The organism is Streptomyces lincolnensis (assembly GCF_021173675.1).
Taxonomy (GTDB): Bacteria; Actinomycetota; Actinomycetes; order Streptomycetales; family Streptomycetaceae; genus Streptomyces; species Streptomyces lincolnensis_B.
Map to the genome: position 1 here is coordinate 490,055 of NZ_JAIHON010000002.1, position 21,329 is coordinate 511,383.

The window sequence follows — 21,329 nt, forward strand, 5'->3', positions numbered from 1 at the left end:
GCGAGGGCGCGCGGCGACGTCCGCGCCGGTTCAGGCTTTCTCGGTCAGCGCGAGCAGCGCTCGCATACCGGCGGACCTGGGGACGACCCTGCGCAGGACGGTCACCGGTGTCGGGGGGAGACGGATCCGCGGGGACACCTGGCGCCGGGCCGGGGCGGTGCTCCGGCGGCGGAGGGGCGAGAAGCGCGCCCTGGGCGTCGTAGGAGAGCGCGCGGGGTCGGTGTGGCGGGTGTGGGCGGATCTGGGGCTGGGTTATCTGGCCCTCGCGCTCACTTTGTTGCCGAGGTCGCGGCCGTTGCCCGGTGTGAGGGTGTTCAGGACTGTGGTCGACGGGCGGTCGGGCGGCTCGGCGGAGCCCCGGGGGCCGGATCGGTCGTTGTCGGGTCCTCCGGGGCCCCGGAGGGACGCCAGGTTCTGATTCCCGCGGCGTACAGGACCACGCCGAGGACGAGACCCGCGCCGGCGCCGAAGCAGAGGGTGGGGATGAGTTCCCAGGGCTTCGCGGTGGAGCCCCAGTAGTCCCACCAGCGGGTGGCCCGCTGGACCGCGGCCACCAGCGCGCAGCCGCCGATGAGGGCACCGGCCAGCCATCGGTCCCGGGCGGAGAGGATGGGTACTCCGGCGGGTTCGGCCGACGCCCTGGTCCGCCGCAGCGCTTGGGCGACGAAGGCCGCGATGACGATCGCGGCGACCGCGGATCCGCCGTACTGGAGGTACCAGTACAGAGGGGAGCCGGCGATTTCCTCGCCGAGGACGGGGAACATGCGCATTCCCCAGCGGTCGAGGTGGGTGAAGGCGTCCCAGACGACGTGGGTGAGGGCGCCGAGCGCGGCGGAGACGTACCACCACAGCACGGTGGCCGGGCGGAGGCGGGCACGGGGTGTTCCGGAGCGGAGCAGCGTGGCCGGCCGGCCCTGCCGGGCCCGGGGGAGCAGTGCCAGCAGGGGTTCGCGGACCAGCAGCCACAGCCCGACCAGTGCCCAGGCGACGAGGACGTCGATGGTGAGGACGCCGGGGAAGGAGTGGGTCACCTCGCCGAACTCCATGGCGCCGGGCAGGACACTCGCCGCGTAGTAGGTCATGTCGGGAGCGAAGGAACCCGCCACGAGCACGGCCGGTACGAGGTTGCCGCGGCCGGTTCCGTCGGTGCGTACGGCGGGCAGGACGGCTGCCGCGTGGCTCAGGGTGAACGGCAACGGGGCTCCTGGGGACGGGTGATCGAGCCCGTCCAGTATGAGCGATACGAACGCGCCACGATCGAACACGGCCAACCGGTAAAAATCGGTCACGAACGGGTGCCCGCGCAAAGGAAGTTGTCGTAGGGTCGCCTGGGTCGCCGTGCGGGGAGCTCGGTCGAACGCGCGAACAAGGAATGAATGCGGGGCGCGGGGGCAACCCCCAGGGCGGGCCGACCGTCACAACTGGACGAGGGTCACCGACACAGACGGGCGCTCGGGCGTCCACGGGAGGGGTTCGATCTATGGCGGCGCAATTCGGCAGGAGGCTGCGCAAGGGGGCGGCTACCACCGCCGTGGCAGCGGCCGCGGTCGCGGCCCTGTCCGCCTCTCAGGCTCCGGGGGTGACGGCCGAGGGCCAGGACAGACCGACCGCCACCGGTGCCGAGACCGCGCCCGACGCGGCCGCCGGCGACAGCCCGACCGCGAACGGCCCCTACTACACGGACCTGCCGCCGCTCAACAGCCCCAGCCCGTCGCCGACCCTCGACACACCCGTCACGCCGGGCACGTCCGAGGCGGGCATCCCCGCGACCGTCCTCGACGCCTACAAGAAGGCGGCCGACGAGCTGCGGTCCTCCAAGCCCGGCTGCAACCTGCCCTGGGAACTCCTCGCCGCCATCGGCAAGGTGGAGTCCGGCCAGGCGAGCGGCGGCCGGGTGAACGCCGAGGGCACCACGCTCACCCCGATCCTCGGCCCGCAGCTCGACGGCAACGGCTTCGCGCTCATCAAGGACACCGACGACGGCGCGTACGACGGCAACAGCACCTACGACCAGGCCGTCGGCCCCATGCAGTTCATCCCCTCCACCTGGGCGTGGGCGGGCCGGGACGGTAACGGCGACGGCACGAAGGACCCCAACAACATCTACGACGCCGCGTTCGCGGCCGGCCACTACCTGTGCCGCTACGGCTGGGACCTGTCCACCGACGGCGACCTCGAACGCGCCATCCTCAGCTACAACAACTCGCGGGACTACCTCAACACGGTCCTGTCGTGGCTGGAGTACTACCGCAAGGGCACCCACGAGATCCCGGACGGCACCGGCTCGCTGCCGGGCAACCGCAGCGACAACGGCGGCTCGGGCTCGGTGAGTCCCACGCCCACACCCCCGGCCTCGCCGCCCGGGAGCAAGCCGCAGAAGCCCGGCGGCGGTGCCTCGACCCCGCCGTCGACGCGCCCGCCCGGCAGCACTCCGCCGAGTACCCCGCCGCCGAGCAGCACTCCGCCCGGCACCCCCCAGACCCCGACCGACACGGTGGACCACCTGGAGGACGCGGGCACGGGCGCGCTCACCGCGCAGGCGGGCGACGCGTTCACCAAGAAGATCAGCACCCGTGCCGAGACCAAGAGCGGCGAGGCCGTCGCCAAGGTCCGGGTCCGCTTCACGATCATCGGTGACACCGACACCACCTTCACCGGCGGCGAGAGCGTGGCCACGATCGTCACCAACAGCTCCGGCACGGCCGTCGCGCCCGCGCTCCGGGCCGGCGAGAAGACCGGCGGCTTCACCGTCCGCGTCACCGTCGTCGGCCGTACCATCGGCGGCCTCGACTACAAGGCCACCGTCACCGAGCGCGCCGCCGACACTCTCACCCGCACCAGCGACACCGCCCTGACCTGCGTGCCGGGCGGCGAGTTCGCCGACCAGGTCGAGGTGAAGGCCACCTACAAGGGCGCGGTCGCGGACAAGGTGGCGGCCACCGCCACGCTGATCAAGACGGCGATCGACCCGACCGAGAACGACAAGGGCCCGTACTTCAAGGACGCGGACGGCAAGACCGTACGCACCCTCACGGGCCTGGAGACGGACGAGAACGGGCTGTTGAAGCTGCCCAAGCTGTACGCCGACGACACCGCCGGCACCTACCTGCTGCACATCACCACGGCGGGCGGCGCGTCGATCAACGTCCAGCTGACCGTCGAGGCGGCCACGACGTCCTCACCGAGCCCCTCGCCCTCGCCGTCCACCTCGGCCGGCTAAGGCGCCTGGTTTCCCGTACGACATCGGCGGCGTCCCTCTTGAGGAGGGGCGCCGCCGACGTGTGCGCGAGCTGTTCTCATCTCACCCGCCCGTTGCTACCGTGCCGGATCTGACAAGGTGTCGGTTCCCGTCCGTCGGGAGGTCCGTATGCGCGCCCTGATCGCCGCCACGGCCGGTCTCGTCCTCGCGTTCGCCCTGGTCCTCACGATCACCGCGCTGGGGTCGCCGACCGGCACGACGTCGCCGAAGCCGCTGCTGACCACGGTGCCCGCCCACCCCTAACCGGCCGTCAGGGAGGTCGAGATGCGCCGCAAGACCAGCCTGGTCCTGCTCGCCCTCGCCGTGTTCTTCGCGGCACTGTCCCCACTGCTGCGCCACTACGCCTTCCCGCGCCTCGCCAAGATCCCCGCCGGCCAGTACCAGGACATGGTCCTGGAGGCGAAGGACGCCACCCTCCTCGACTACGGCACCATGAAGGCGAAGACGGTTCCCCGGGTCACGATCGTGCAGACCCTCAAGGGCAACGTCGAGGCCTCGGAACAGGTCGAGAAGACGGCCGGGAAGGACGTCGTCGTCTGGGACGGCCTCTCCTATGTGGTGGGGCCCGACGGCAAAATGGTCTCCAGGATTCCCGAGCGCTACATCTTCGACGCCCACACCCAGCAACCCGTCCACGCCCCCGGCGAGATGGTCGACGGCGACCCGGTGAAACGCGAGGGCATCGAGTTCAAGTGGCCGTTCCTGACGGAGAAACGGGACTACGAGTACTTCGACGCCCAGGCCCGCGTCACCGCCCCCATCCACTACAAGGGCACCCAAAACTTCCGCGGCGTCGAGGTCTACTACTTCGAGCAGACCATCCCGTGGACCAAGGTGCCCTTCCCCAAGGCCCTGCCGGTCCAGGGCATCACCCCCGAGTCGGTCGCGAAGACCGGCACCACCCGCTGGTACACCACGGTCCGCAAGTTCTGGGTCGAACCCCTCACCGGCGCCCCCGTCTACGGCGAGGAGATCCACCGCGAGGAACTGCGCGGCGGCTCCCTGCTCGGCGGCCGCGAGAAGGTCACGGCGTTCGCCGGGCACGTGAAGATGCGCGAGGACTACATCGCGCACACCGTGGACCTGGTCAAGTCCAACCGCACCCTGGTCCTGCTGATGACCTCGTACCTGCCCTGGGGCTTCCTCGGCCTGGGCGCCCTGCTCCTGTCGCTCTCCCTCTACCTGGAGGCCCGCGGCCGACGGCCGGGCGAGGCGGAGCCCGCAAAGGACGCGGAACCGGCACCTGTCACCGCCTGAGCCGCGCGTTGGTGAACCGCGTCGGCTCCGCGGTCGCCGGATCCTCCGGCCAGGGGTGCTTCGGATACCGGCCGCGCAGTTCCGCCCGAACGCCCTTGTAGCCGTCCCTCCAGAAGGACGCGAGGTCGGCGGTGACGGCCGCGGGGCGCCCGGCCGGGGAGAGGAGGTGAACGAGCAGCGGCACACCGGCGATCCGCGGTGACTCCTGCAAGCCGAACATCTCCTGCACCTTCACGGCGAGCACCGGCTGTTCGGGGCTGCCGTAGTCGATCCGGATCCTGGACCCACTCGGTACGGCCATCCGCTCCGGCGCCAGCTCGTCGAGCCGCGCGGCCTCCCCGGAGGCCCAGGGGAGGAGCCTGCTCAGTGCCGCCCCGGCGTCGATCCGCGCCAGGTCGGCCCGTCGCCGGGCCCGCCCCAGCTCCGGCTCCAGCCACTCGTCCACGCGCGCGTGCAGCGCCTCGTCGGAGACATCGGGCCAGGGCTCCCCCAGGTGCAGACGGACGAACGCGAGCCGCTGCCGCAGTACGGCCGCCTCGGGCGTCCACCGCAGCAACCCGAACCCCTCCTGCCGCAGCCCTTCGAGAAGTGCCTCGCGTACGAGGGCGGGGTCGGCGTTCCGCAGCGGCCGTGCGGTGAGCTCGATCGCCCCGAGCCGCTCCACGCGCCGGGCCACGACGTCCCCGTCCGCCCAGTGGACCTCCTGCCGCTCGGAACGCAGGGCTGCCGCCGCCGACCGGGCCAGGTCCTCGTCGATCACCGCGGCGAGCTGCACGCGCGCGTGCCCCTTCCCCACGGGCCGGTCCGCCACGGCCACGGCGATCCAGGGGGCGCCCCGCAGCGGGGACCCCTCGGCCAGTTCGGCCCGGGTCCCGGACGCCATGAGATAGGAGCCACCGACCCCTCTGGCGACGCGCTCGGGAAAGGCGAGGGCTGCGACGAGCCCGGCGAGCCGGTCGACACCAGGGGCCATGAGGGCGCCCGTATGGGGATCGGCTGGCCCGCCCGCGCCGGGGCCTGCCGACCGGCCCGCGGTGCCGCCCGTCCGCTCGCTCCCTCCGGTGCCCTTCGACCGGGCCGCGTCGGAATCCGCCGGCCCACCACCCGTGTCCGGCGGACCCTCGGTGGCGCGGGCAGCCTGCTTCGAGACCGCGCGCAGCCGCTGCACCTCCGCCCGCCAGCGGCCCGCGTAGGCGTCACCCCCGCGCCGGGCGGTCCGTACGGCGGCGGCCAGGTCGTCGCCGTAGTCCCGGGGCGGCTCCTCCGACAGAAGGGCGACCACCTCGGCTCCCGCACCGGAGGTGTCCAGCAGGGCGCGCCCCAGACGGGGGTGCAGCCCCAGCCGGGCCAGCCGCGCGCCGCGTTCCGTGGCCCGGCCGGCCGAGTCCACCGCACCCACTCCCACGAGAGCGGCCCGTGCCGCCGCCATCGCACCGGCCGGCGGCGGATCCAGCAGCGCCAGCCCGGCCGCCTCAGGATCGCCCCAGCAGGCCGCCTGGAGGGCGAACGCCGTCAGGTCGGCCACTTTGATCTCGGGGGAGGGGAAACGCGGCAGACGGGTGTCCTCCGCCTCCGCCCAGCACCTGTACACGGCGCCGGGCGTCTCACGCCCGGCCCGGCCCGCCCGCTGCCGCCCCGCCGCCTGCGAGGCCCGCACCGTGGCCAGCGCGCTCAGCCCACGCGCGTGGTCCACGCGCGGCTCCCGCGCCAGCCCCGAGTCCACCACCACCCGCACACCCGGCACCGTCAGCGACGACTCCGCCACCGCGGTCGCCAGCACCACCCGGCGGCGCTCACCGCCGGCCAGCACCGCGTCCTGCACGGCGGCAGGGGCCCGCCCGTGCACCTGGAGCACGTCCACCTCACCGAGGGCGCCCAGCTGCCGGGCGACCCGCGCGATCTCGCCCACGCCGGGCAGGAAGCACAGCACGTCCCCGTCCCGCTCGGCCAGCGCCCGCCGCACCACCGACGCCACATGCGTCAGCAGCACCGGATCCACCCGCATCCCGTGCGGCGGCCGTACCGGACGCGGCGGCGGCGCCCACACCACCTCCACGGGATACGACGTCCCCCGCGCCTCGACCACCGGGGCGCCGCCCAGCAGCCGGGCCCAGCCCTGCGCGTCGGTCGTCGCCGACGCGGCCACCAGCCGCAGCTCGGGCCGGAGCGTCTCGCGCACGTCCCACAGGAACGCCGCCACGGTGTCCGCGTCCAGATGCCGTTCGTGGCACTCGTCCAGCACCACCACGTCGACACCGGTCAGCTCCGGGTCCCGCTGCAGCCGCTGGAGCAGCACACCCGTCGTGACGACCTCCACGCGCGCGTGCCGCCCGACCACCCGCTCGCCACGCACGGTGTAGCCGACGCTCTCGCCCACCTTCTCGCCCAGCAGCCAGGCCATGCGCCGGGCGGCGGCACGGGCCGCGATCCGCCGCGGCTCGGCGACGACGACCCGCCGCGCGGGCGAGCCGTCGTCCAGCAGACCCGCCAGGGCGAGCGGGACCAGGGTCGTCTTGCCCGTGCCGGGAGGCGCCACCAGGACGGCCGTGCCGTGTCCCTCCAGGGAGTCGTCCAGGCCGTCGAGGGCACCGCGTACGGGAAGGGCGTCCAGAGCGTCGTAACGGATCACGCACTCAGTCTCGTACGCACACGAAGATCGCCGTGCCCGGGATCAGATTCCCGCGCAGCGGCGACCAGCCGCCCCACTCGGAGCTGTTCCAGGCCGGCCACTCCGGCTCGACCAGGTCCACCAGACGGAAGCCCGACGCCGCGATGTCCCGGACCCGGTCACCGATCGTGCGGTGGTGCTCGACGTACACCGCGCGGCCCTCCTCGTCCTGCTCGACGTACGGAGTGCGGTCGAAGTACGAGGCGGCCACCGACAGGCCCTCCGGACCCGGCTCGTCCGGGAACGCCCAGCGGATCGGGTGCGTCACCGAGAACACGAAACGGCCGCCGGGACGCAGCACCCGGTGCACCTCGCGCAGGACCAGACGCGGGTCGGCGACGAACGGCAGCGCCCCGTACGCCGAGCACGCCAGGTCGAAGGAGCCGTCCGCGAAGGGCAGCGCGCCCGCGTCGGCGCACACCAGGGGAAAGGACCCGCCGATCCGCAGGGCGTGCTGGAGCTGGCGGTGGGAGAGGTCCAGGGCGACCGGGCGGGCGCCCTGCGCGGCCAGCCAGCGCGCGCACTGGGCCGCGCCGGCGCCGATCTCCAGGACGTCCTTGCCCTTCAGCTCCTCCGGCGGGCCGAGCAGCTCGGCCTCCACCTCGTCGAGGCCCTCGGGGCCCCACACGAATCGGTCGTCCCCGAGGAACGTGCCGTGCTCGACCTGGTACTCGTCCGCGTTGCGGTCCCACCAGCCCCGGTTGGCCCGGGAACTCTCCGCGACGTCGGCGGTGCGGCGGGTGGCCGCCGGCTCGGAATCCGGCTGCGCCTGCGGCTCGGAATCCGGCCGCGGCTCGGACGATGTGGGCTCTTGGATGATCGGCTCCCTCGTCGTACTCTTCGGTCACATCTGCGACGCCACCCCTCTTCCGGGGGTGTCACGGAAGAGGTGTCCTGGGCCCGCGTGGCCTCCAGGGACGGTTCTTGTGCCGGGTATGCGGCGATCCGCCCCGGGTGTGCGCCTTCGCGCATTGACCCTGCCTGGCTGCCCCCGTATGCTACAAGTTGCGCTGCGGGCCTGCGCTCCTCAGACGTAGCAGGCTGCGCTCGCATCTGTTGTATGTCCCCTCGGTTGTCGAGGCGCCACCAGAGCTTTATTGGTGTGGCGCTTCCTTGGCTGTCCGGCTTCTTCAGAGCGAAACGGGCTCCCGGCGTAAGCAGTACCTACGACTTCAATGTCCGTACCGGAGCCCTTTCCCACATGACGAGCAGCACCGAGACCACCGCAACCACCCCGCAGGTAGCGGTCAACGACATCGGTAACGAGGAAGCCTTCCTCGCCGCGATCGACGAGACGATCAAGTACTTCAACGACGGCGACATCGTCGACGGCGTCATCGTGAAGGTCGACCGGGACGAGGTCCTGCTCGACATCGGTTACAAGACCGAAGGCGTTATCCCGAGCCGCGAGCTCTCGATCAAGCACGACGTCGACCCGAACGAGGTCGTCGCCGTCGGAGACGAGATCGAAGCCCTTGTTCTTCAGAAGGAGGACAAGGAAGGCCGCCTGATCCTCTCGAAGAAGCGCGCCCAGTACGAGCGTGCCTGGGGCACCATCGAGAAGATCAAGGAAGAGGACGGGATCGTCACCGGTACCGTCATCGAGGTCGTCAAGGGTGGTCTCATCCTCGACATCGGCCTCCGTGGCTTCCTCCCGGCCTCCCTGGTCGAGATGCGCCGCGTTCGCGACCTCCAGCCCTACGTGGGCAAGGAGCTCGAGGCCAAGATCATCGAGCTGGACAAGAACCGCAACAACGTGGTCCTGTCCCGCCGTGCCTGGCTGGAGCAGACCCAGTCCGAGGTCCGCCAGACGTTCCTCACGACCCTCCAGAAGGGTCAGGTCCGTTCCGGTGTGGTCTCCTCGATCGTCAACTTCGGTGCCTTCGTGGACCTGGGTGGCGTCGACGGCCTGGTCCACGTCTCCGAGCTCTCCTGGAAGCACATCGACCACCCCTCCGAGGTTGTCGAGGTCGGCCAGGAAGTCACCGTCGAGGTCCTCGACGTCGACATGGACCGCGAGCGTGTCTCCCTGTCGCTGAAGGCGACCCAGGAAGACCCGTGGCAGCAGTTCGCCCGCACCCACCAGATCGGCCAGGTCGTGCCCGGCAAGGTCACGAAGCTGGTTCCGTTCGGTGCGTTCGTCCGCGTGGACGAGGGCATCGAGGGTCTGGTCCACATCTCCGAGCTGGCCGAGCGCCACGTGGAGATCCCGGAGCAGGTCGTCCAGGTCAACGACGAGATCTTCGTCAAGGTCATCGACATCGACCTCGAGCGCCGTCGCATCAGCCTCTCGCTGAAGCAGGCCAACGAGGCCTTCGGCGCCGACCCGGCGACGGTCGAGTTCGACCCGACCCTGTACGGCATGGCCGCGTCGTACGACGACCAGGGCAACTACATCTACCCCGAGGGCTTCGACCCCGAGACCAACGACTGGCTCGAGGGCTACGAGACCCAGCGCGAGGCGTGGGAGCACCAGTACGCCGAGGCGCAGACCCGCTTCGAGCAGCACCAGCAGCAGGTCATCAAGTCCCGCGAGGCCGACGCGGCTGCCGCCGCCGAGGGCGGGGACACCGCGGGTGCGGCTCCGGCCGCGGGTGGCGGTGGCGGTTCGTACTCCTCCGAGGGTGCGGACACCTCCGGTGCCCTGGCTTCGGACGAGGCGCTTGCCGCGCTGCGCGAGAAGCTCGCGGGTGGCCAGAGCTGAGCGCTGCCGCTGAGGCTTGGCCGCTGAGCTGAGCTGAGGGGCCGTACCTTTCGAGGTGCGGCCCCTCAGTGTTGCCCCCTCCCCGGCCAGTCGTTCTGCTGACGGCCGGTGGGGTTGTTCGCGCAGTTCCCCGCGCCCCTTCGGGGGCGCGTTTGTGCCTCTGCCTGTCATGAAAAGGGCGTAGGAGTTGGCTGATCAGGGGCGCTGGTGGGAATGCCGCTGTTCCAGGGCGTGTTGTGCTGTACGAACACGAGGAGGAGCGGTCACAGTGCTTGATCCGCAGGGTTTGTACGCATGGGAGCCGAAGGGCCTCGCCGTGGTGGACATGGCGCTCGCCCAGGAGTCGGCCGGACTTGTCATGCTCTACCACTTCGACGGATACATCGACGCGGGCGAGACCGGCGACCAGATCGTCGACCGACTTCTCGACTCGCTGCCCCAACAGGTCGTCGCCCGCTTCGACCACGACCGGCTGGTCGACTACCGGGCCAGGCGCCCGCTGCTGACGTTCAAGCGCGACCGCTGGGCGGCGTACGAGGAACCCACCCTCGACGTGCGTCTCGTCCAGGACGCCACCGGAGCGCCCTTCCTGCTGCTGTCCGGGCCCGAGCCGGACGTGGAGTGGGAGCGCTTCGCCGCCGCCGTGCAACAGATCGTGGAACGGCTCGGCGTCCGGCTGTCGGTGAACTTCCACGGCATCCCCATGGGCGTCCCGCACACCCGCCCGGTGGGCCTCACCCCGCACGGCAACCGCGCGGACCTGGTCCCCGGCCACCGCAGCCCCTTCGAGGAGGCCCAGGTACCCGGCAGCGCCGAGGCCCTGGTCGAGTACCGCCTCATGGAGGCCGGCCATGACGTCCTGGGCGTCGCCGCGCACGTGCCGCACTACATTGCCCGGTCCCCGTACCCGGACGCGGCCCTGACGGTCCTGGAGTCCATCACGGCGGCGACCGGCCTGGTCCTTCCCGGCGTCGCGCACTCCCTGCGCACGGACGCCCACCGCACGCAGACCGAGATCGACCGGCAGATCCAGGAGGGCGACGAGGACCTGGTCGCCCTCGTCCAGGGCCTGGAGCACCAGTACGACGCCGCCTCGGGCGCCGAGACCCGCGGCAACATGCTCGCCGAGCCCGTCGAGATCCCCTCGGCGGACGAGATCGGGCGCGAGTTCGAGCGGTTCCTGGCGGAACGGGAGGGCGACGGCTGAAGGCCGGTCCTGCCGGGTGCGCCGTCGGTGGCAGGGCCTAAGCTGCCGGACATGTTGAAGGTGGGCCTGACCGGCGGCATCGGTGCCGGCAAGAGCGAGGTGTCACGGCTGCTCGTGGAGTGCGGGGCCGTACTGATCGACGCGGACCGTATCGCGCGCGAGGTCGTCGCACCGGGCACGCCCGGTCTCGCCGCGGTCGTCGACGCCTTCGGTACGGAGGTGCTCACGGCCGACGGCGGCCTGGACCGGCCGAAACTCGGCTCGATCGTCTTCGCCGACGCCGACAAGCTCGCCGTGCTCAACTCGATCGTGCACCCCTTGGTGGGCGCCCGCTCCCGCGAACTGGAGAGCGCGGCCGCCGAGGACGCCGTCGTCGTCCATGACGTCCCGCTCCTCACGGAGAACGGCCTCGCGCCGCTCTACGACGTCGTGGTCGTCGTCGACGCGAGCCCCGAGACCCAGCTCGACCGCCTCGTGCGGCTGCGCGGCATGACCGAGCAGGACGCACGCGCGCGCATGGCCGCGCAGGCCACCCGTGACAAGCGCCGGGAGATCGCGGACATCGTCGTCGACAACGACGTACCCCTGGACGAGCTGCGGCGGCGCGTGCGGGACGTATGGGACGAACTCGTCCGCAGAGCCCACGCGCCTCGGCAAGCTCCGGACGCCTCTCAGGAATAGCGGGCCGCCGTCCGGGCGTTGAACCCTTCCAGTGAGGGAAGGACTCTGCCGTGCCCCAGACCAGCGGATCGACCGGACGTACTCCGGAGACGCATGTCATCGACTTCCGTGCCGCCGAGCAGTTGCTCGCCGCACGGGACCCGCAGGGTGCGGTGAAGCTGCTCGACCCTGTCATCGCCGCGCACCCGGAGAACACCGCCGCACGGCTGCTGCGCGCCCGCGCCTTCTTCGCGGCCGCGCAACTGCGGCCCGCCGAGCTGGAGTTCACCATCGTCCTGGAGCGTGAACCGGACAACGCGTTCGCGCACTTCGCGCTCGCCCGGACCTACGAGCGCCAGAGCCGGCCCGAGCAGGCCCGCCGTCACTTCCGGCTGGCGGCCGCGCTCGATCCCAAACCGGAGTTCGTGAAGGCGGCGCGCTTCGAGGGCTGAGGCGCTGCTACGGGGACCCGGGACGGCGGTTCTCGGGCGGGCGGTAGGGCGGGATGTCGGGGCCCGGCTGGTAATGCGGGCCCTGTCGGATGTGCCTGAGGATCATGGCCATGTCGGCGGTGATCACCAGCCACAGCACCCCGCAGGCGATCGCCCAGCCCGGCCGCCCGGCCAGAGCGAAGGCGACCGTGCCGAAGACCGCCCAGACCAGCCCCCACACGCTCAGCCAGAAACGCACCCGCAGCGCACTGCGCGCGGTCGTCGGTTCACTGCCCGTACGCATCCGGATCACCACTCCCCGGATCATCACTCCTGTCTGCAACGTACTCTTCGGAGCGAGCGTTCACCAAAGGGCTCCGCTCAGGGGTCCGGACAGGGGGTTCACCGCGTGCTGCCGGATGCCGACGAGCTGGCCGAGGTGCTGCTGGACCTCGCCGTATCGCACGAGGACATCAACGACCTCGTCAGGATGGGCCGACGGGTCACGGACGACCCGGAACTGCGGCGCTTCCTGGAGGCCTCGGTCGAGGAGCTCGTCCGGGACATGGGCGAGACCGACAGCGCGATCGAGCTGCCCGAGCTGGACTGGCCGTCGGGTGCCCTGAACCGCTGCTTCCCGGCGTACGTGTTCGTGGCGGCGCTGCCGCACACGCGCGCGTACCACCGCGAGCGCGGTGTGCCCGCCGACGTCTCCCGGCGCACCCTCGCCGACCTCGGGCGCAACATGGCCGTGCACCGCAGGCGCTACGGACTCCCGGGCGTCCTGGCGCCCCGCTGGCTCACCCATCACTTCCGGGGCGAGCTCTACCAGTTGGGGCGGCTCCAGTTCGAGCGGGCGCGGTGCGGGGAGCGCACCAGGTCGGCGCTCGCGGCGGCCGGGCTGGACGTGGCCCCCGGCACCCCCTGTCTCAACCTGCACATCCCCGACTTCCTCGGCCCGCTGTCACCGGCCGCCTGCGACCGCTCGCTGGCACTGGCCCGGGAGTTCTTCGCCCGGCACTATCCCGAGGACCCGTACCCGGTCGCGCTCTGCCACTCCTGGCTGCTCGACCCGCAGCTGAAGCGGTACCTGCTCGCCGACTCCAACATCATCCGGTTCCAGGAGCGCTTCCGGGTCGCCCGCGAGGACACGGAGCCGGCGGACACCGAGCCGGTCCAGTTCGTCTTCGGGGACCCGGACCTGCCGGTGGAGAGCCTGCCGAGGCGTACGTCGGTGGAGCGGGCGGTGGGGGACCATCTGCGGGCGGGGGGTCACTGGTACGTCGGGCACGGGTGGTTTCCGTTGTAGGCGGAGGGCTCGCTCGGTTCCTGGCTTGTGGTTCCTGACTCGTGGCTCCTGACCCGTGCTTCTTCGTCCGTCGTTCCTGACTCGTGGTTCCTCGCTCGTCGTTTCTCACTCGTACGGGTGAAGGCGGCAGGGGTGGGAACGGCCGTGCGGATACGGGCCGTTGGACGGGCATGGAGCTGAAGATGCGAGCGGGACATCAAGGGACGGGGCACGGAGCGATCACGCCGGACGGGTGTGCGGTCGAGCTCTACTCACGGCTACCGGTGGGGCCGGAGCCGGACATCGTCGCCGGGGCGGTACCGGCGGGCGCGCACCTCCTGGAACTGGGCAGCGGAGTGGGGCGCATGACCCATCCGCTCCAGGAGCGGGGCCTGACGGTCACGGCGGTGGACGAGTCCGCCGAGATGCTGGAGCGCGTCCGCGGGGCGCGCACGATATGCGGTCGGATCGAGGACCTCGACCTGGGCGAGACGTTCGACGTGGTGCTGCTGGCGTCCTTCCTGGTCCACACCGGGGACGTGGAGGTGCGGCGCGCGCTGCTGCGCACCTGCCTCCGCCATGTCGCGCCGGGCGGCTGTGTGCTCATCCAGCGCGAGGGCGAGGACTACCACACCGATGTGCCGCGCGAGCGGGTCGACCCCAGCGGCTTCACCCTGCGCATCGCCTCGTCGGAGCCGCTCGGCGACGGAGTGAACTCGGTGCGCGCGGAGTACGAGTTCCCGGACGCCACCTGGACACAGACCTTCCGGGCCCGACCGCTGACGAAGGAACAGTTCGAGGAGGCACTCGGGGAGGCGGGGCTGCGCGTGGACCGGTATCTGACGGAGGACCGGATATGGGTGCGGGCGGTCCCCGCCTGACAAGTGGGCGGGATACGGCGATGAGTTTCCGGACGGGCCCTGGTCTACCTCTGTGACAGCACCACGAACCGCTTCACACAGGAGACCCCGATGTCCGAGACCACCGTTTCCGTCACCCCCACCGCGTCCGTCACCGTCATCGGCGAGTCCGCCACCGCTCGCGGGCGCCGTGCCCGGATCGCCCTGCGCGCGCTTCAGGCCGTCCTCGCGCTGTTCTACGCGTTCGCGAGCGCGGTGCCCAAGCTGATCGCGCACCCCTCGGCCGCCGAGGGCTTCGGGACGATGGGCTGGGGCAGCGCGGGGATGTACACCATCGGCCTCCTCGAACTCGCCGGAGCGATCGCCCTGGTGATCCCGGTCCTGCAGTCCGTCGCGGCCATCGCGCTGAGCGGCCTGATGGTGGGCGCCTTCGTCGTCACCCTCACCTACTTCAACGGGGAGAACGCGGCCACACCGCTGATCCTGATCCTGCTGCTCGCCCTCATCGCCTGGGCACGGCGGGACAGCAACCGGCGGTTGCTGCGGCTGGTGACACGGCGAGGGTGACGGGGGCCGGTGACACGCGGGGGCTGGTGTCGGGGGTCAGGGCTTCTGGTGGTCGGCGCTCCTGCGGGAGGCTTCCAGGCCCCGGAGGCGTTCCAGCTCGCGGCGGTCGCGCTTGGTCGGGCGGCCCGCGCCACGGTCGCGGAGGGCGATGGGGGCGACGGCCTCGCGGGACGGGGGCGGCGGGCTGTTGTCGACATAGCACTGGGCGGCGACGGGGGCCCCGACCCGCTTGCGGATGAGCCGCTTGACGACGACGATCCGCTCCCGGCCCTCCTGCCGTACGCGCACCTCGTCGCCGACGCGCACGGAGTACGCGGGCTTCACGCGCTCGCCGTTCACCCGGACATGGCCACCCCGGCAGGCGGTGGCGGCCATGGAGCGGGTCTTGAGCAGGCGCACGGACCAGATCCAGCTGTCGAGGCGCACGCTCTCGCCGCTCTGCGGGCCGGCCGCCTCGGCGGCGGACACGGCGGCCGCGACCGTGGGGTCCAGGTCCTGCGGGGCGGTCTCCTGGCCGGTGCCGGTGCGCGTGGTCGTGCCCGCGTCGGCGTCGGTGCCGTTCGTCCCGCCCGTCGTGTTGTCGTCCGCGTGCTCAGCAGCCATGCCTCTGACCTTAATGCCCTGGGGAGGGAGGAGCGGATGGGTTTTCGGGGCGGGAACGGGGTGGGTGTACAGGGCCGTTTCGGTGTCGGGCCCGGCTCTTTCGTACGGTGGGGGAATGGACAGCAGCGGTCGGGACGGGCCGGCCGGTCACGGCGGACTCGATGGGCTCGACGGGCTTGATGGGCTCGGCGGGCTGGGGCGGCTCGATGAGCGGATCGCCGGCTGCCGGGCCTGTCCGCGGCTGGTCGCCTGGCGTGAGGAGGTGGCCCGGACGAAGCGGGCCGCGTTCGCCGACTGGACGTACTGGGGTCGGCCGGTGCCGGGGTTCGGCCCGCCGGACGCCCGGTTGCTGATCGTCGGCCTGGCCCCGGCCGCGCACGGCGGCAACCGGACCGGGCGGATGTTCACCGGCGACCGCTCCGGGGACGTGCTGTACCAGGCGCTGTACGACGTGGGACTCGCCTCGCAGCCCACGGCCGTCTCCTTGGACGACGGCCTGGAACTGCACGGCGTGCGGATCACCTCGCCCGTGCACTGCGCCCCGCCCGCCAACAAGCCCACCCCCGAGGAGCGGGACACCTGTCGGCCCTGGCTCGTACAGGAGCTGAACCTGCTGCGGCCGACCCTGCGGGCCGTGGTCGTGCTCGGTGCCTTCGGCTGGCAGGCCGCGCTGCCGGCGTTCGCGGAGGCGGGATGGCGGGTGCCCCGACCCCGGCCCGCCTTCGCCCACGGCGCCCGCCTCACACTCGACGGGGACGGCTCGCGCGACGGCCTCGACCTCTTCGGCTGCTTCCACGTCAGCCAGCGCAACACCTTCACCGGACGGCTGACGCCCGCGATGCTGCGGGAGGTGCTGGGGACGGCGGCGGAGGCGGCGGGACTGCGCCGGGAAAACGAGGGGACACGGCTGCCGTACGAGGGTTAGGTTCGCCGGATGCCCCTTTACCCGGAGACCGAACCGTACGACCACGGCATGCTCGATGTCGGCGACGGCCATCGCGTGTACTGGGAGACCTGCGGGAACCCGGCCGGGAAGCCGGCGCTGGTGCTGCACGGCGGGCCGGGGTCCGGCTGCGTGCCCTACTTCCGGCGGCTCTTCGATCCCGCCGCGTACCGGATCGTGCTGCTCGACCAGCGCGGCTGCGGGCGTTCGACACCGCACGCGAGCGCGTACGACACCGACATGAGCGTGAACACGACGGCTCATCTGATCGCCGACCTGGAAGTACTGCGGCGGGAACTGGGCATCGCGCGGTGGCTGGTGTGGGGGGTGTCGTGGGGCTCGGTGCTCGGGCTGCGGTACGCGCAGACCCGTCCGGAGGCGGTGAGCGAGCTGGTCCTGACGGGTGTCGCGACCGGCTCCAACCCCGAGGCGGCCCTGCTCACCAGGGGGCTCGGGCAGATCTTCCCGGAGGCCTTCGAGCGGTTCGTCGGTGAGCTGCCGGCCGACGCACGCGACGGCGACCTCGCCGCCGCCTACAACCGGCTGATCGAGTCACCCGACCCCGAGGTGCGGGCGCGGGCCGCTCGGGCCTGGACGGACTGGGAGACGGCCTGCGTCCCGGCGCCGCCCCGGTCGGTGCCGCGGTACGAGGACGAGCGGTTCCGGATGGGCTTCGCCCGTACCGTCACGCACTACTTCGGCAACGACCACTTCCTCGGCGAGGGCAACGACGAAGGGGTCGTCCTGCGCGACGCCCCGCTGCTGAAGGGCATCCCCGGCACCCTGGTCCAGGGCAGCCTCGACTTCGGGAACCTGCTGGGCACCGTGTGGCGCCTCCATCAGGCCTGGCCCGGCAGCGAGTTGGTGCTCGTCGACGACGTGGGGCACAACGCGGGGGCTCCGGCCGTCGCCGAGGCTCTGGTGGCGGCGACGGACAAGTACGCGCGCTCCTAGCTAGGTGAGTTCGGCGGCCTCGCCGAACAGCTGCCGTACCGTCGAGTCGTAGTTGGTCCGTACGTGGGCGAGGGCGTGGGCGCGGGCCCGGTCGGGGTCGCCGGATGCGATCGCCTCGTACAACTCGCGGTGTTCCACGAGGAGTTGGGGCCACTCCTCGTTGCGCCGGGTCATCCAGCGCAGCCGGCCGGCGACGGGTTCCAGGGCCTCGATGAGCAGGCTGTTGTCCGCCATCGCGACGATGCGGTCGTGGAGGCGGCTGTTGACGTCGGTGATCGTCTCCGCGTCGCCCGCCTCGGTCGCGGCGGCGGCCCGGTCGAGGAGTTCCTCGACCTCGGCGAGGTCCTGGGGGGTCGCACGGGCCGCGGCGAGTCCGGCCGCGTAGACCTCCAGCGCCTCGCGCAGTTCGAAGAGCTCCTTGACGTCGTTGGGGGTGAGACGGCGTACGACGATCCGGCGCGGGGTCTCGAAGTGGACGAAGCCCTCGGCGACCAGGGCGCGGATCGCCTCGCGGACCGGCACCCGGGAGACACCGAAGCGCTCGGCCAGTTCCCGTTCGACGAGTCGGTCGCCGGGGCGCAGGCCGCCCGAGATGATCTCCTGCCGCAGCGTGGCCAGGACGCGTTCGCGCACCGCGCCGATGGGTTCGATCTTCGTCGTCGTGGAGCTCATGAGCCCATCCTCGCCGACCCGGGGCGTGTTTTACGGAGCGTTAACGGTAACGACATCGGCCGGAATGGTTGACGAGAGGACCATGTCCGCAGTTTGGTATACCAAACGCGTTGCCAAGCGACCGGAAACCAGCCACCCCCCGAGTGCTCCTCCTCCGTCCCCGGCTCCTCATGGAGGCCCCGTGTCCCTCGCCGAGTCCGCCGAAGCCACCGGCGCAGCAGCGTTCGTCCCCGACCCCCGGCTCACCAACGAAGACCTCGCGCCCGCGGAGAAGCGCAACTGGAAGGTCTTCGACCTCTTCGCCATGTGGATGTCCGACGTCCACAACCTCGGCAACTACACCTTCGCCGCCGGACTGCTCTTCCTCGGCATGAACGTGTGGCAGATCTTCACGTCCCTGCTCGTCGGCTTCGTGATCATCTACATCGGGATGAACATGATGGGCCGCATCGGACAGCGCACCGGCGTCCCCTTCCCCGTGGTCAGCCGGATCGCCTTCGGCGTGTGGGGCGCCAACATCCCCGCCCTGATCAGGGCCGTCATCGCCATCATGTGGTACGGCATCCAGACCTACCTGGCCTCCGTCGCCGTCAACGTGATGCTGCTCGCGGCCTGGCCGGGCCTGGAGTCCTGGACGCACAACTCCTTCCTCGGGCTCGACGCGCTCGGCTGGGTGTCGTTCGTCGCGCTGTGGCTGATCCAGGCGGCGATCATCAGCCAGGGCATGGAGTCCGTGCGGAAGTTCCAGGACTTCTGCGGTCCCGCCATCTGGGTCGTGATGATCGCCCTGGCCGTGTGGATCCTCTGGAAGGCCGGCTGGACGATCTCGCTGACCAGCACCCCGCACCCGGTCTCCGTCGGCGAGCAGTGGCGGCAGTGGTTCGGCGGGGTCGGCCTGATTCTCGCCACCTACGGCACGCTGATGCTCAACTTCTGCGACTTCTCCCGCTTCTCGCCCGACTACAAGAGCGTCAGGCGCGGCAACTTCTGGGGCCTGCCGGTCAACTCGACCGCCTTCGTGATCCTGTCGGTCGTCGTCACGGCGGGCGCGTTCGAGGTGTTCGGCAAGGAAATCACCGAGCCCGCCCACCTCGTCGCCGAGATCGGCAACACCTGGGTGCTGGTGCTGGGCGCGCTGACCTTCGCCATCGCCACCATGGGCGTCAACATCGTCGCCAACTTCGTCTCACCGGCGTACGACCTGGCCAACGTCTGGCCGCAGAAGATCACCTTCAAGGTCGGCGGCATGATCAGCACCGTGGTCGCCCTGCTGGTGACCCCGTGGAACCTCTTCTCCAACCCCACGGTCGTCAACTACTTCCTCGGCGGTCTCGGCGCCTTCCTCGGCCCCCTGTTCGGCGTGATCATGGTCGACTACTACCTGGTCAAGCAGGGCCGCATCAACGTCGACGACCTGTTCAAGGCGGAGCCCGGCTCCCCGTACTACTACCGCAAGGGCGTCAACCCCAAGGCCCTGTGGGCGTTCCTGCCGTCGGCCGCGGTCGCCGCGGTGCTCGCCCTGTGGGGCGAGTTCAGCGAGGTGGCGCCCTACTCCTGGTTCATCGGCACGGCGCTGTCCGCCGGCCTGTACCTGGCTCTGTGCCGCTCCGAGCGGGCGGCCAACTCCGTGGCCGTCACCGAGACGTCCGTGGAGGTCTGAGAGACGTGCGGATCGTCGTCACCAACTGCAACACCACGCAGGAGATGACCGAGGAGATCGTACGAGGTGCCCGGGCCGCCGCAGGCCCGGGCACCACCGTGACCGGGCTGACCCCGGCCTGGGGGCCCGAGTCGGCCGAGGGCTGGCTCGACAGCTATCTCTCGGCGGCGGCGGTCATCGACCTGCTGCGGACGTACGAGAGCCCCTACGACGCCGTGGTCATGGCCGGCTTCGGCGAGCACGGGCGGGAAGGCGTCCGGGAGTTGGTGGACGTCCCGGTCGTGGACATCACCGAGGCCGCCGCCCATCTCGCCTGTCTGCTCGGCCGCCGGTACGGGGTGATCACCACGCTGGAACGCTCGTGCGGCCAGATCGAGGACAGCCTGGAACTGGCCGGCGTGGGCCGCAACTGCGCCGTCGTCGTCGGCACGGGCCTCGGCGTCCTCGACCTCGGGGACACGGCGCGTACCGAGGCCGCGTTCCTGACGGCGGCCGAGCGGGCGTGCGCGGCCGGCGCCGAGGTGCTGGTCCTCGGCTGCGCCGGGATGACCGGACTCCAGCGGGTGGTGGGGGAGAAGCTCGGCATCCCTGTCGTCGACGGGGTCGCGGCGGCGGTCAGGCTCGCCGAGTCACTGGTCGCGCTGGGCCTCACCACTAGTCGGGCCGGGAGCTACGCGAAGCCGGTGCCGAAGCGGCGGCAGTGGGGGGCTCCTCCTCCGGGACGACCGCCGTCGCCGTGATCTCCACCAGCTGGCCCCTGTATCCGAGGCAGGCGACCCCGATCAGCGTCGAGGAGTGCGGTCCGGTGCTGAGCCCGGACGCCTCGACGACGTCCCACACGGCGGACAGCATCGCGGGCTCACCGCTCACGACGTACACGTCCGTCGACACGACGTGCTCCAAGTCGCTGCCGACCGCCCGCAGTTGCTCACCGAGATTCGCGATCACCTGCTCGGCCTGCCGGACGGGGTCTCCCTCGCCGACGACCTTCCCGTCGGCGTCGAGGGGTACGGAGCCCGCGAGGAAGGCCAGCTTCGTGCCGGCCTCGACGACGGAGGCGTGGGCGTAGGTGGGCGGCGGGAAGAGACCGGGGACGGTGACACGCTGGATCACGGGGGCTCCTGACATGGGTGGAGGCTTAAGGGCGAGAGGCGAGAGGCGAGAGGCGAGAGGCGAGAGGCGAGAGGCGAAGGGCGAGGGGTGACGGCCCGATCATCTGAGGCCGGGGCCACCGCCGCATCCGAATTTCCCGGCCGCGAGCAGCGACGCGTACACCCTGCGCCGGAGCACCACCCGCCGTCTGCGCGCCGCCGCGGCCCTCGCCGCGGTCGACCGGCGCGCGGCTGCTGCCCACACGGCCCGGAACTCTCCGCTCCGCTCGGCGGCCCGGACCCGCTCCAGGCGGTACAGGCGGGTCTGCGGAGCCGAGCGGAGGTGCGGGTGCGGACGCAACAGGTCGGGTTCGCCGAGCAGGTGGCGCACCAGGCCGGGTGTCCAGCCCCGCACGCGCAGTCCCGCGGCCGAGAGATGGGTGCGGGGCGGCGGCCGCCAGGCGGCGCGGTCGTCGTCCCCGTGGTCCGTCCGGTGTGCGGGCAT

22 protein-coding genes are annotated in these 21,329 nt (G+C 71.6%); 14 read left to right on the forward strand and 8 right to left on the reverse strand.

Annotated elements, in window-relative coordinates:
• Positions 1-314: 314 nt before the first annotated feature.
• Entirely contained in the window at positions 315-1,196 is an 882-nt protein-coding gene (locus K4B79_RS05735; RefSeq protein ID WP_232025145.1) for a DUF4184 family protein, read from the reverse strand.
• Between the two features lie 284 nt (positions 1,197-1,480).
• Between K4B79_RS05735 and K4B79_RS05740 the strand changes: the two genes are divergently transcribed.
• The 3 genes from K4B79_RS05740 to K4B79_RS05750 all read left to right on the forward strand — a co-directional run bounded on the left by K4B79_RS05740 (position 1,481) and on the right by K4B79_RS05750 (position 4,516).
• Positions 1,481-3,220, forward strand: a complete 1,740-nt coding sequence (locus K4B79_RS05740; RefSeq protein ID WP_232025146.1) for a lytic transglycosylase domain-containing protein — start codon at positions 1,481-1,483, stop codon at positions 3,218-3,220.
• A gap of 147 nt (positions 3,221-3,367) precedes the next feature.
• The gene (locus K4B79_RS05745; protein WP_232025147.1) at positions 3,368-3,502 is read left to right on the forward strand and encodes an SPW_0924 family protein; all 135 of its coding nucleotides are present in this window, start codon (positions 3,368-3,370) and stop codon (positions 3,500-3,502) included.
• Positions 3,503-3,523: 21 nt separating this feature from the next.
• On the forward strand, positions 3,524-4,516 hold the full coding sequence (locus K4B79_RS05750; protein WP_232025148.1) for a DUF3068 domain-containing protein: 993 nt from the start codon (positions 3,524-3,526) through the stop codon (positions 4,514-4,516).
• Here K4B79_RS05750 and K4B79_RS05755 read toward each other — a convergent pair.
• Together K4B79_RS05755 and K4B79_RS05760 are read right to left on the reverse strand one after the other, a co-directional pair.
• A complete protein-coding gene (locus K4B79_RS05755; protein ID WP_232025149.1) occupies positions 4,506-7,145 on the reverse strand; it encodes an ATP-dependent RNA helicase in 2,640 nt (879 codons plus the stop codon). The genes K4B79_RS05750 and K4B79_RS05755 overlap by 11 nt on opposite strands.
• 4 nt (positions 7,146-7,149) lie before the next feature.
• Positions 7,150-8,001, reverse strand: a complete 852-nt coding sequence (locus K4B79_RS05760; protein ID WP_232025436.1) for a class I SAM-dependent methyltransferase — start codon at positions 7,999-8,001, stop codon at positions 7,150-7,152.
• Positions 8,002-8,385: 384 nt separating this feature from the next.
• Here K4B79_RS05760 and rpsA point away from each other — a divergent pair, with 384 nt between their 5' ends.
• The 4 genes from rpsA (at position 8,386) to K4B79_RS05780 (ending at position 12,207) form a co-directional block, all read left to right on the forward strand.
• Complete coding sequence (gene rpsA / locus K4B79_RS05765) at positions 8,386-9,888, forward strand: 30S ribosomal protein S1 (protein ID WP_232025150.1); 1,503 nt, start codon at positions 8,386-8,388, stop codon at positions 9,886-9,888.
• Between the two features lie 268 nt (positions 9,889-10,156).
• Positions 10,157-11,095 carry a PAC2 family protein gene (locus K4B79_RS05770; RefSeq protein WP_232025151.1) on the forward strand — a complete coding sequence of 313 codons (939 nt, stop codon included), beginning with the start codon at positions 10,157-10,159 and terminating at the stop codon, positions 11,093-11,095.
• A 51-nt stretch (positions 11,096-11,146) separates the two neighbouring features.
• Complete coding sequence (gene coaE, locus K4B79_RS05775) at positions 11,147-11,776, forward strand: dephospho-CoA kinase (RefSeq protein WP_232025152.1); 630 nt, start codon at positions 11,147-11,149, stop codon at positions 11,774-11,776.
• Between the two features lie 50 nt (positions 11,777-11,826).
• Complete coding sequence (locus K4B79_RS05780) at positions 11,827-12,207, forward strand: tetratricopeptide repeat protein (RefSeq protein ID WP_232025153.1); 381 nt, start codon at positions 11,827-11,829, stop codon at positions 12,205-12,207.
• Between the two features lie 7 nt (positions 12,208-12,214).
• Here the strand turns inward: K4B79_RS05780 and K4B79_RS05785 are convergent, their stop codons facing one another.
• The gene (locus tag K4B79_RS05785) at positions 12,215-12,514 is read right to left on the reverse strand and encodes a DUF6343 family protein (protein ID WP_232025154.1); all 300 of its coding nucleotides are present in this window, start codon (positions 12,512-12,514) and stop codon (positions 12,215-12,217) included.
• 81 nt (positions 12,515-12,595) lie between these two features.
• Between K4B79_RS05785 and K4B79_RS05790 the strand changes: the two genes are divergently transcribed.
• The 3 genes from K4B79_RS05790 to K4B79_RS05800 all read left to right on the forward strand — a co-directional run bounded on the left by K4B79_RS05790 (position 12,596) and on the right by K4B79_RS05800 (position 14,901).
• Complete coding sequence (locus tag K4B79_RS05790) at positions 12,596-13,495, forward strand: acyltransferase domain-containing protein (protein ID WP_232025155.1); 900 nt, start codon at positions 12,596-12,598, stop codon at positions 13,493-13,495.
• 182 nt (positions 13,496-13,677) lie between these two features.
• Positions 13,678-14,355, forward strand: a complete 678-nt coding sequence (locus tag K4B79_RS05795; RefSeq protein WP_232025156.1) for a class I SAM-dependent methyltransferase — start codon at positions 13,678-13,680, stop codon at positions 14,353-14,355.
• Between the two features lie 90 nt (positions 14,356-14,445).
• A complete protein-coding gene (locus tag K4B79_RS05800) occupies positions 14,446-14,901 on the forward strand; it encodes a DoxX family protein (protein ID WP_232025157.1) in 456 nt (151 codons plus the stop codon).
• 36 nt (positions 14,902-14,937) lie between these two features.
• Here K4B79_RS05800 and K4B79_RS05805 read toward each other — a convergent pair whose 3' ends face one another.
• On the reverse strand, positions 14,938-15,504 hold the full coding sequence (locus tag K4B79_RS05805) for an RNA-binding S4 domain-containing protein (protein ID WP_232025158.1): 567 nt from the start codon (positions 15,502-15,504) through the stop codon (positions 14,938-14,940).
• A gap of 115 nt (positions 15,505-15,619) precedes the next feature.
• On the opposite strand from K4B79_RS05805, the gene K4B79_RS05810 reads away from it, so the two are divergent.
• Entirely contained in the window at positions 15,620-16,429 is an 810-nt protein-coding gene (locus K4B79_RS05810; protein ID WP_232025159.1) for a uracil-DNA glycosylase, read from the forward strand.
• Positions 16,430-16,438: 9 nt separating this feature from the next.
• Positions 16,439-17,401 carry a prolyl aminopeptidase gene (gene pip / locus K4B79_RS05815; RefSeq protein ID WP_232025160.1) on the forward strand — a complete coding sequence of 321 codons (963 nt, stop codon included), beginning with the start codon at positions 16,439-16,441 and terminating at the stop codon, positions 17,399-17,401.
• On the opposite strand, the gene K4B79_RS05820 is transcribed toward pip, so the two are convergent.
• Positions 17,402-18,073, reverse strand: coding sequence for a GntR family transcriptional regulator (locus tag K4B79_RS05820; RefSeq protein ID WP_232025161.1), 672 nt, complete (start codon positions 18,071-18,073; stop codon positions 17,402-17,404). It abuts the gene before it with no gap.
• A gap of 181 nt (positions 18,074-18,254) precedes the next feature.
• Between K4B79_RS05820 and K4B79_RS05825 the strand changes: the two genes are divergently transcribed.
• Together K4B79_RS05825 and K4B79_RS05830 are read left to right on the forward strand one after the other, a co-directional pair.
• Positions 18,255-19,733 carry an NCS1 family nucleobase:cation symporter-1 gene (locus K4B79_RS05825; RefSeq protein WP_232025162.1) on the forward strand — a complete coding sequence of 493 codons (1,479 nt, stop codon included), beginning with the start codon at positions 18,255-18,257 and terminating at the stop codon, positions 19,731-19,733.
• Positions 19,734-19,738: 5 nt separating this feature from the next.
• Entirely contained in the window at positions 19,739-20,473 is a 735-nt protein-coding gene (locus K4B79_RS05830; RefSeq protein WP_232025163.1) for an aspartate/glutamate racemase family protein, read from the forward strand.
• On the opposite strand, the gene K4B79_RS05835 is transcribed toward K4B79_RS05830, so the two are convergent.
• On the reverse strand, positions 20,388-20,846 hold the full coding sequence (locus K4B79_RS05835) for a RidA family protein (protein ID WP_232025164.1): 459 nt from the start codon (positions 20,844-20,846) through the stop codon (positions 20,388-20,390). The two genes, K4B79_RS05830 and K4B79_RS05835, sit on opposite strands and share 86 nt — an antisense overlap.
• 99 nt (positions 20,847-20,945) lie before the next feature.
• Positions 20,946-21,329, reverse strand: a complete 384-nt coding sequence (locus K4B79_RS05840) for a hypothetical protein (protein ID WP_232025165.1) — start codon at positions 21,327-21,329, stop codon at positions 20,946-20,948.

Coding starts and splice junctions, on each gene's coding strand:
- K4B79_RS05740 (WP_232025146.1), top strand. CDS start 1,481: ATGGCGGCGCAATTCGGCAGGAGGCTGCGCAAGGGGGCGGCTACCACC.
- K4B79_RS05745 (WP_232025147.1), top strand. CDS start 3,368: ATGCGCGCCCTGATCGCCGCCACGGCCGGTCTCGTCCTCGCGTTCGCC.
- K4B79_RS05750 (WP_232025148.1), top strand. CDS start 3,524: ATGCGCCGCAAGACCAGCCTGGTCCTGCTCGCCCTCGCCGTGTTCTTC.
- rpsA (WP_232025150.1), top strand. CDS start 8,386: ATGACGAGCAGCACCGAGACCACCGCAACCACCCCGCAGGTAGCGGTC.
- coaE (WP_232025152.1), top strand. CDS start 11,147: ATGTTGAAGGTGGGCCTGACCGGCGGCATCGGTGCCGGCAAGAGCGAG.
- K4B79_RS05785 (WP_232025154.1), bottom strand. CDS start 12,514: ATGATCCGGGGAGTGGTGATCCGGATGCGTACGGGCAGTGAACCGACG.
- K4B79_RS05795 (WP_232025156.1), top strand. CDS start 13,678: ATGCGAGCGGGACATCAAGGGACGGGGCACGGAGCGATCACGCCGGAC.
- K4B79_RS05800 (WP_232025157.1), top strand. CDS start 14,446: ATGTCCGAGACCACCGTTTCCGTCACCCCCACCGCGTCCGTCACCGTC.
- K4B79_RS05805 (WP_232025158.1), bottom strand. CDS start 15,504: ATGGCTGCTGAGCACGCGGACGACAACACGACGGGCGGGACGAACGGC.
- K4B79_RS05810 (WP_232025159.1), top strand. CDS start 15,620: ATGGACAGCAGCGGTCGGGACGGGCCGGCCGGTCACGGCGGACTCGAT.
- pip (WP_232025160.1), top strand. CDS start 16,439: ATGCCCCTTTACCCGGAGACCGAACCGTACGACCACGGCATGCTCGAT.
- K4B79_RS05820 (WP_232025161.1), bottom strand. CDS start 18,073: ATGAGCTCCACGACGACGAAGATCGAACCCATCGGCGCGGTGCGCGAA.
- K4B79_RS05840 (WP_232025165.1), bottom strand. CDS start 21,329: ATGCCCGCACACCGGACGGACCACGGGGACGACGACCGCGCCGCCTGG.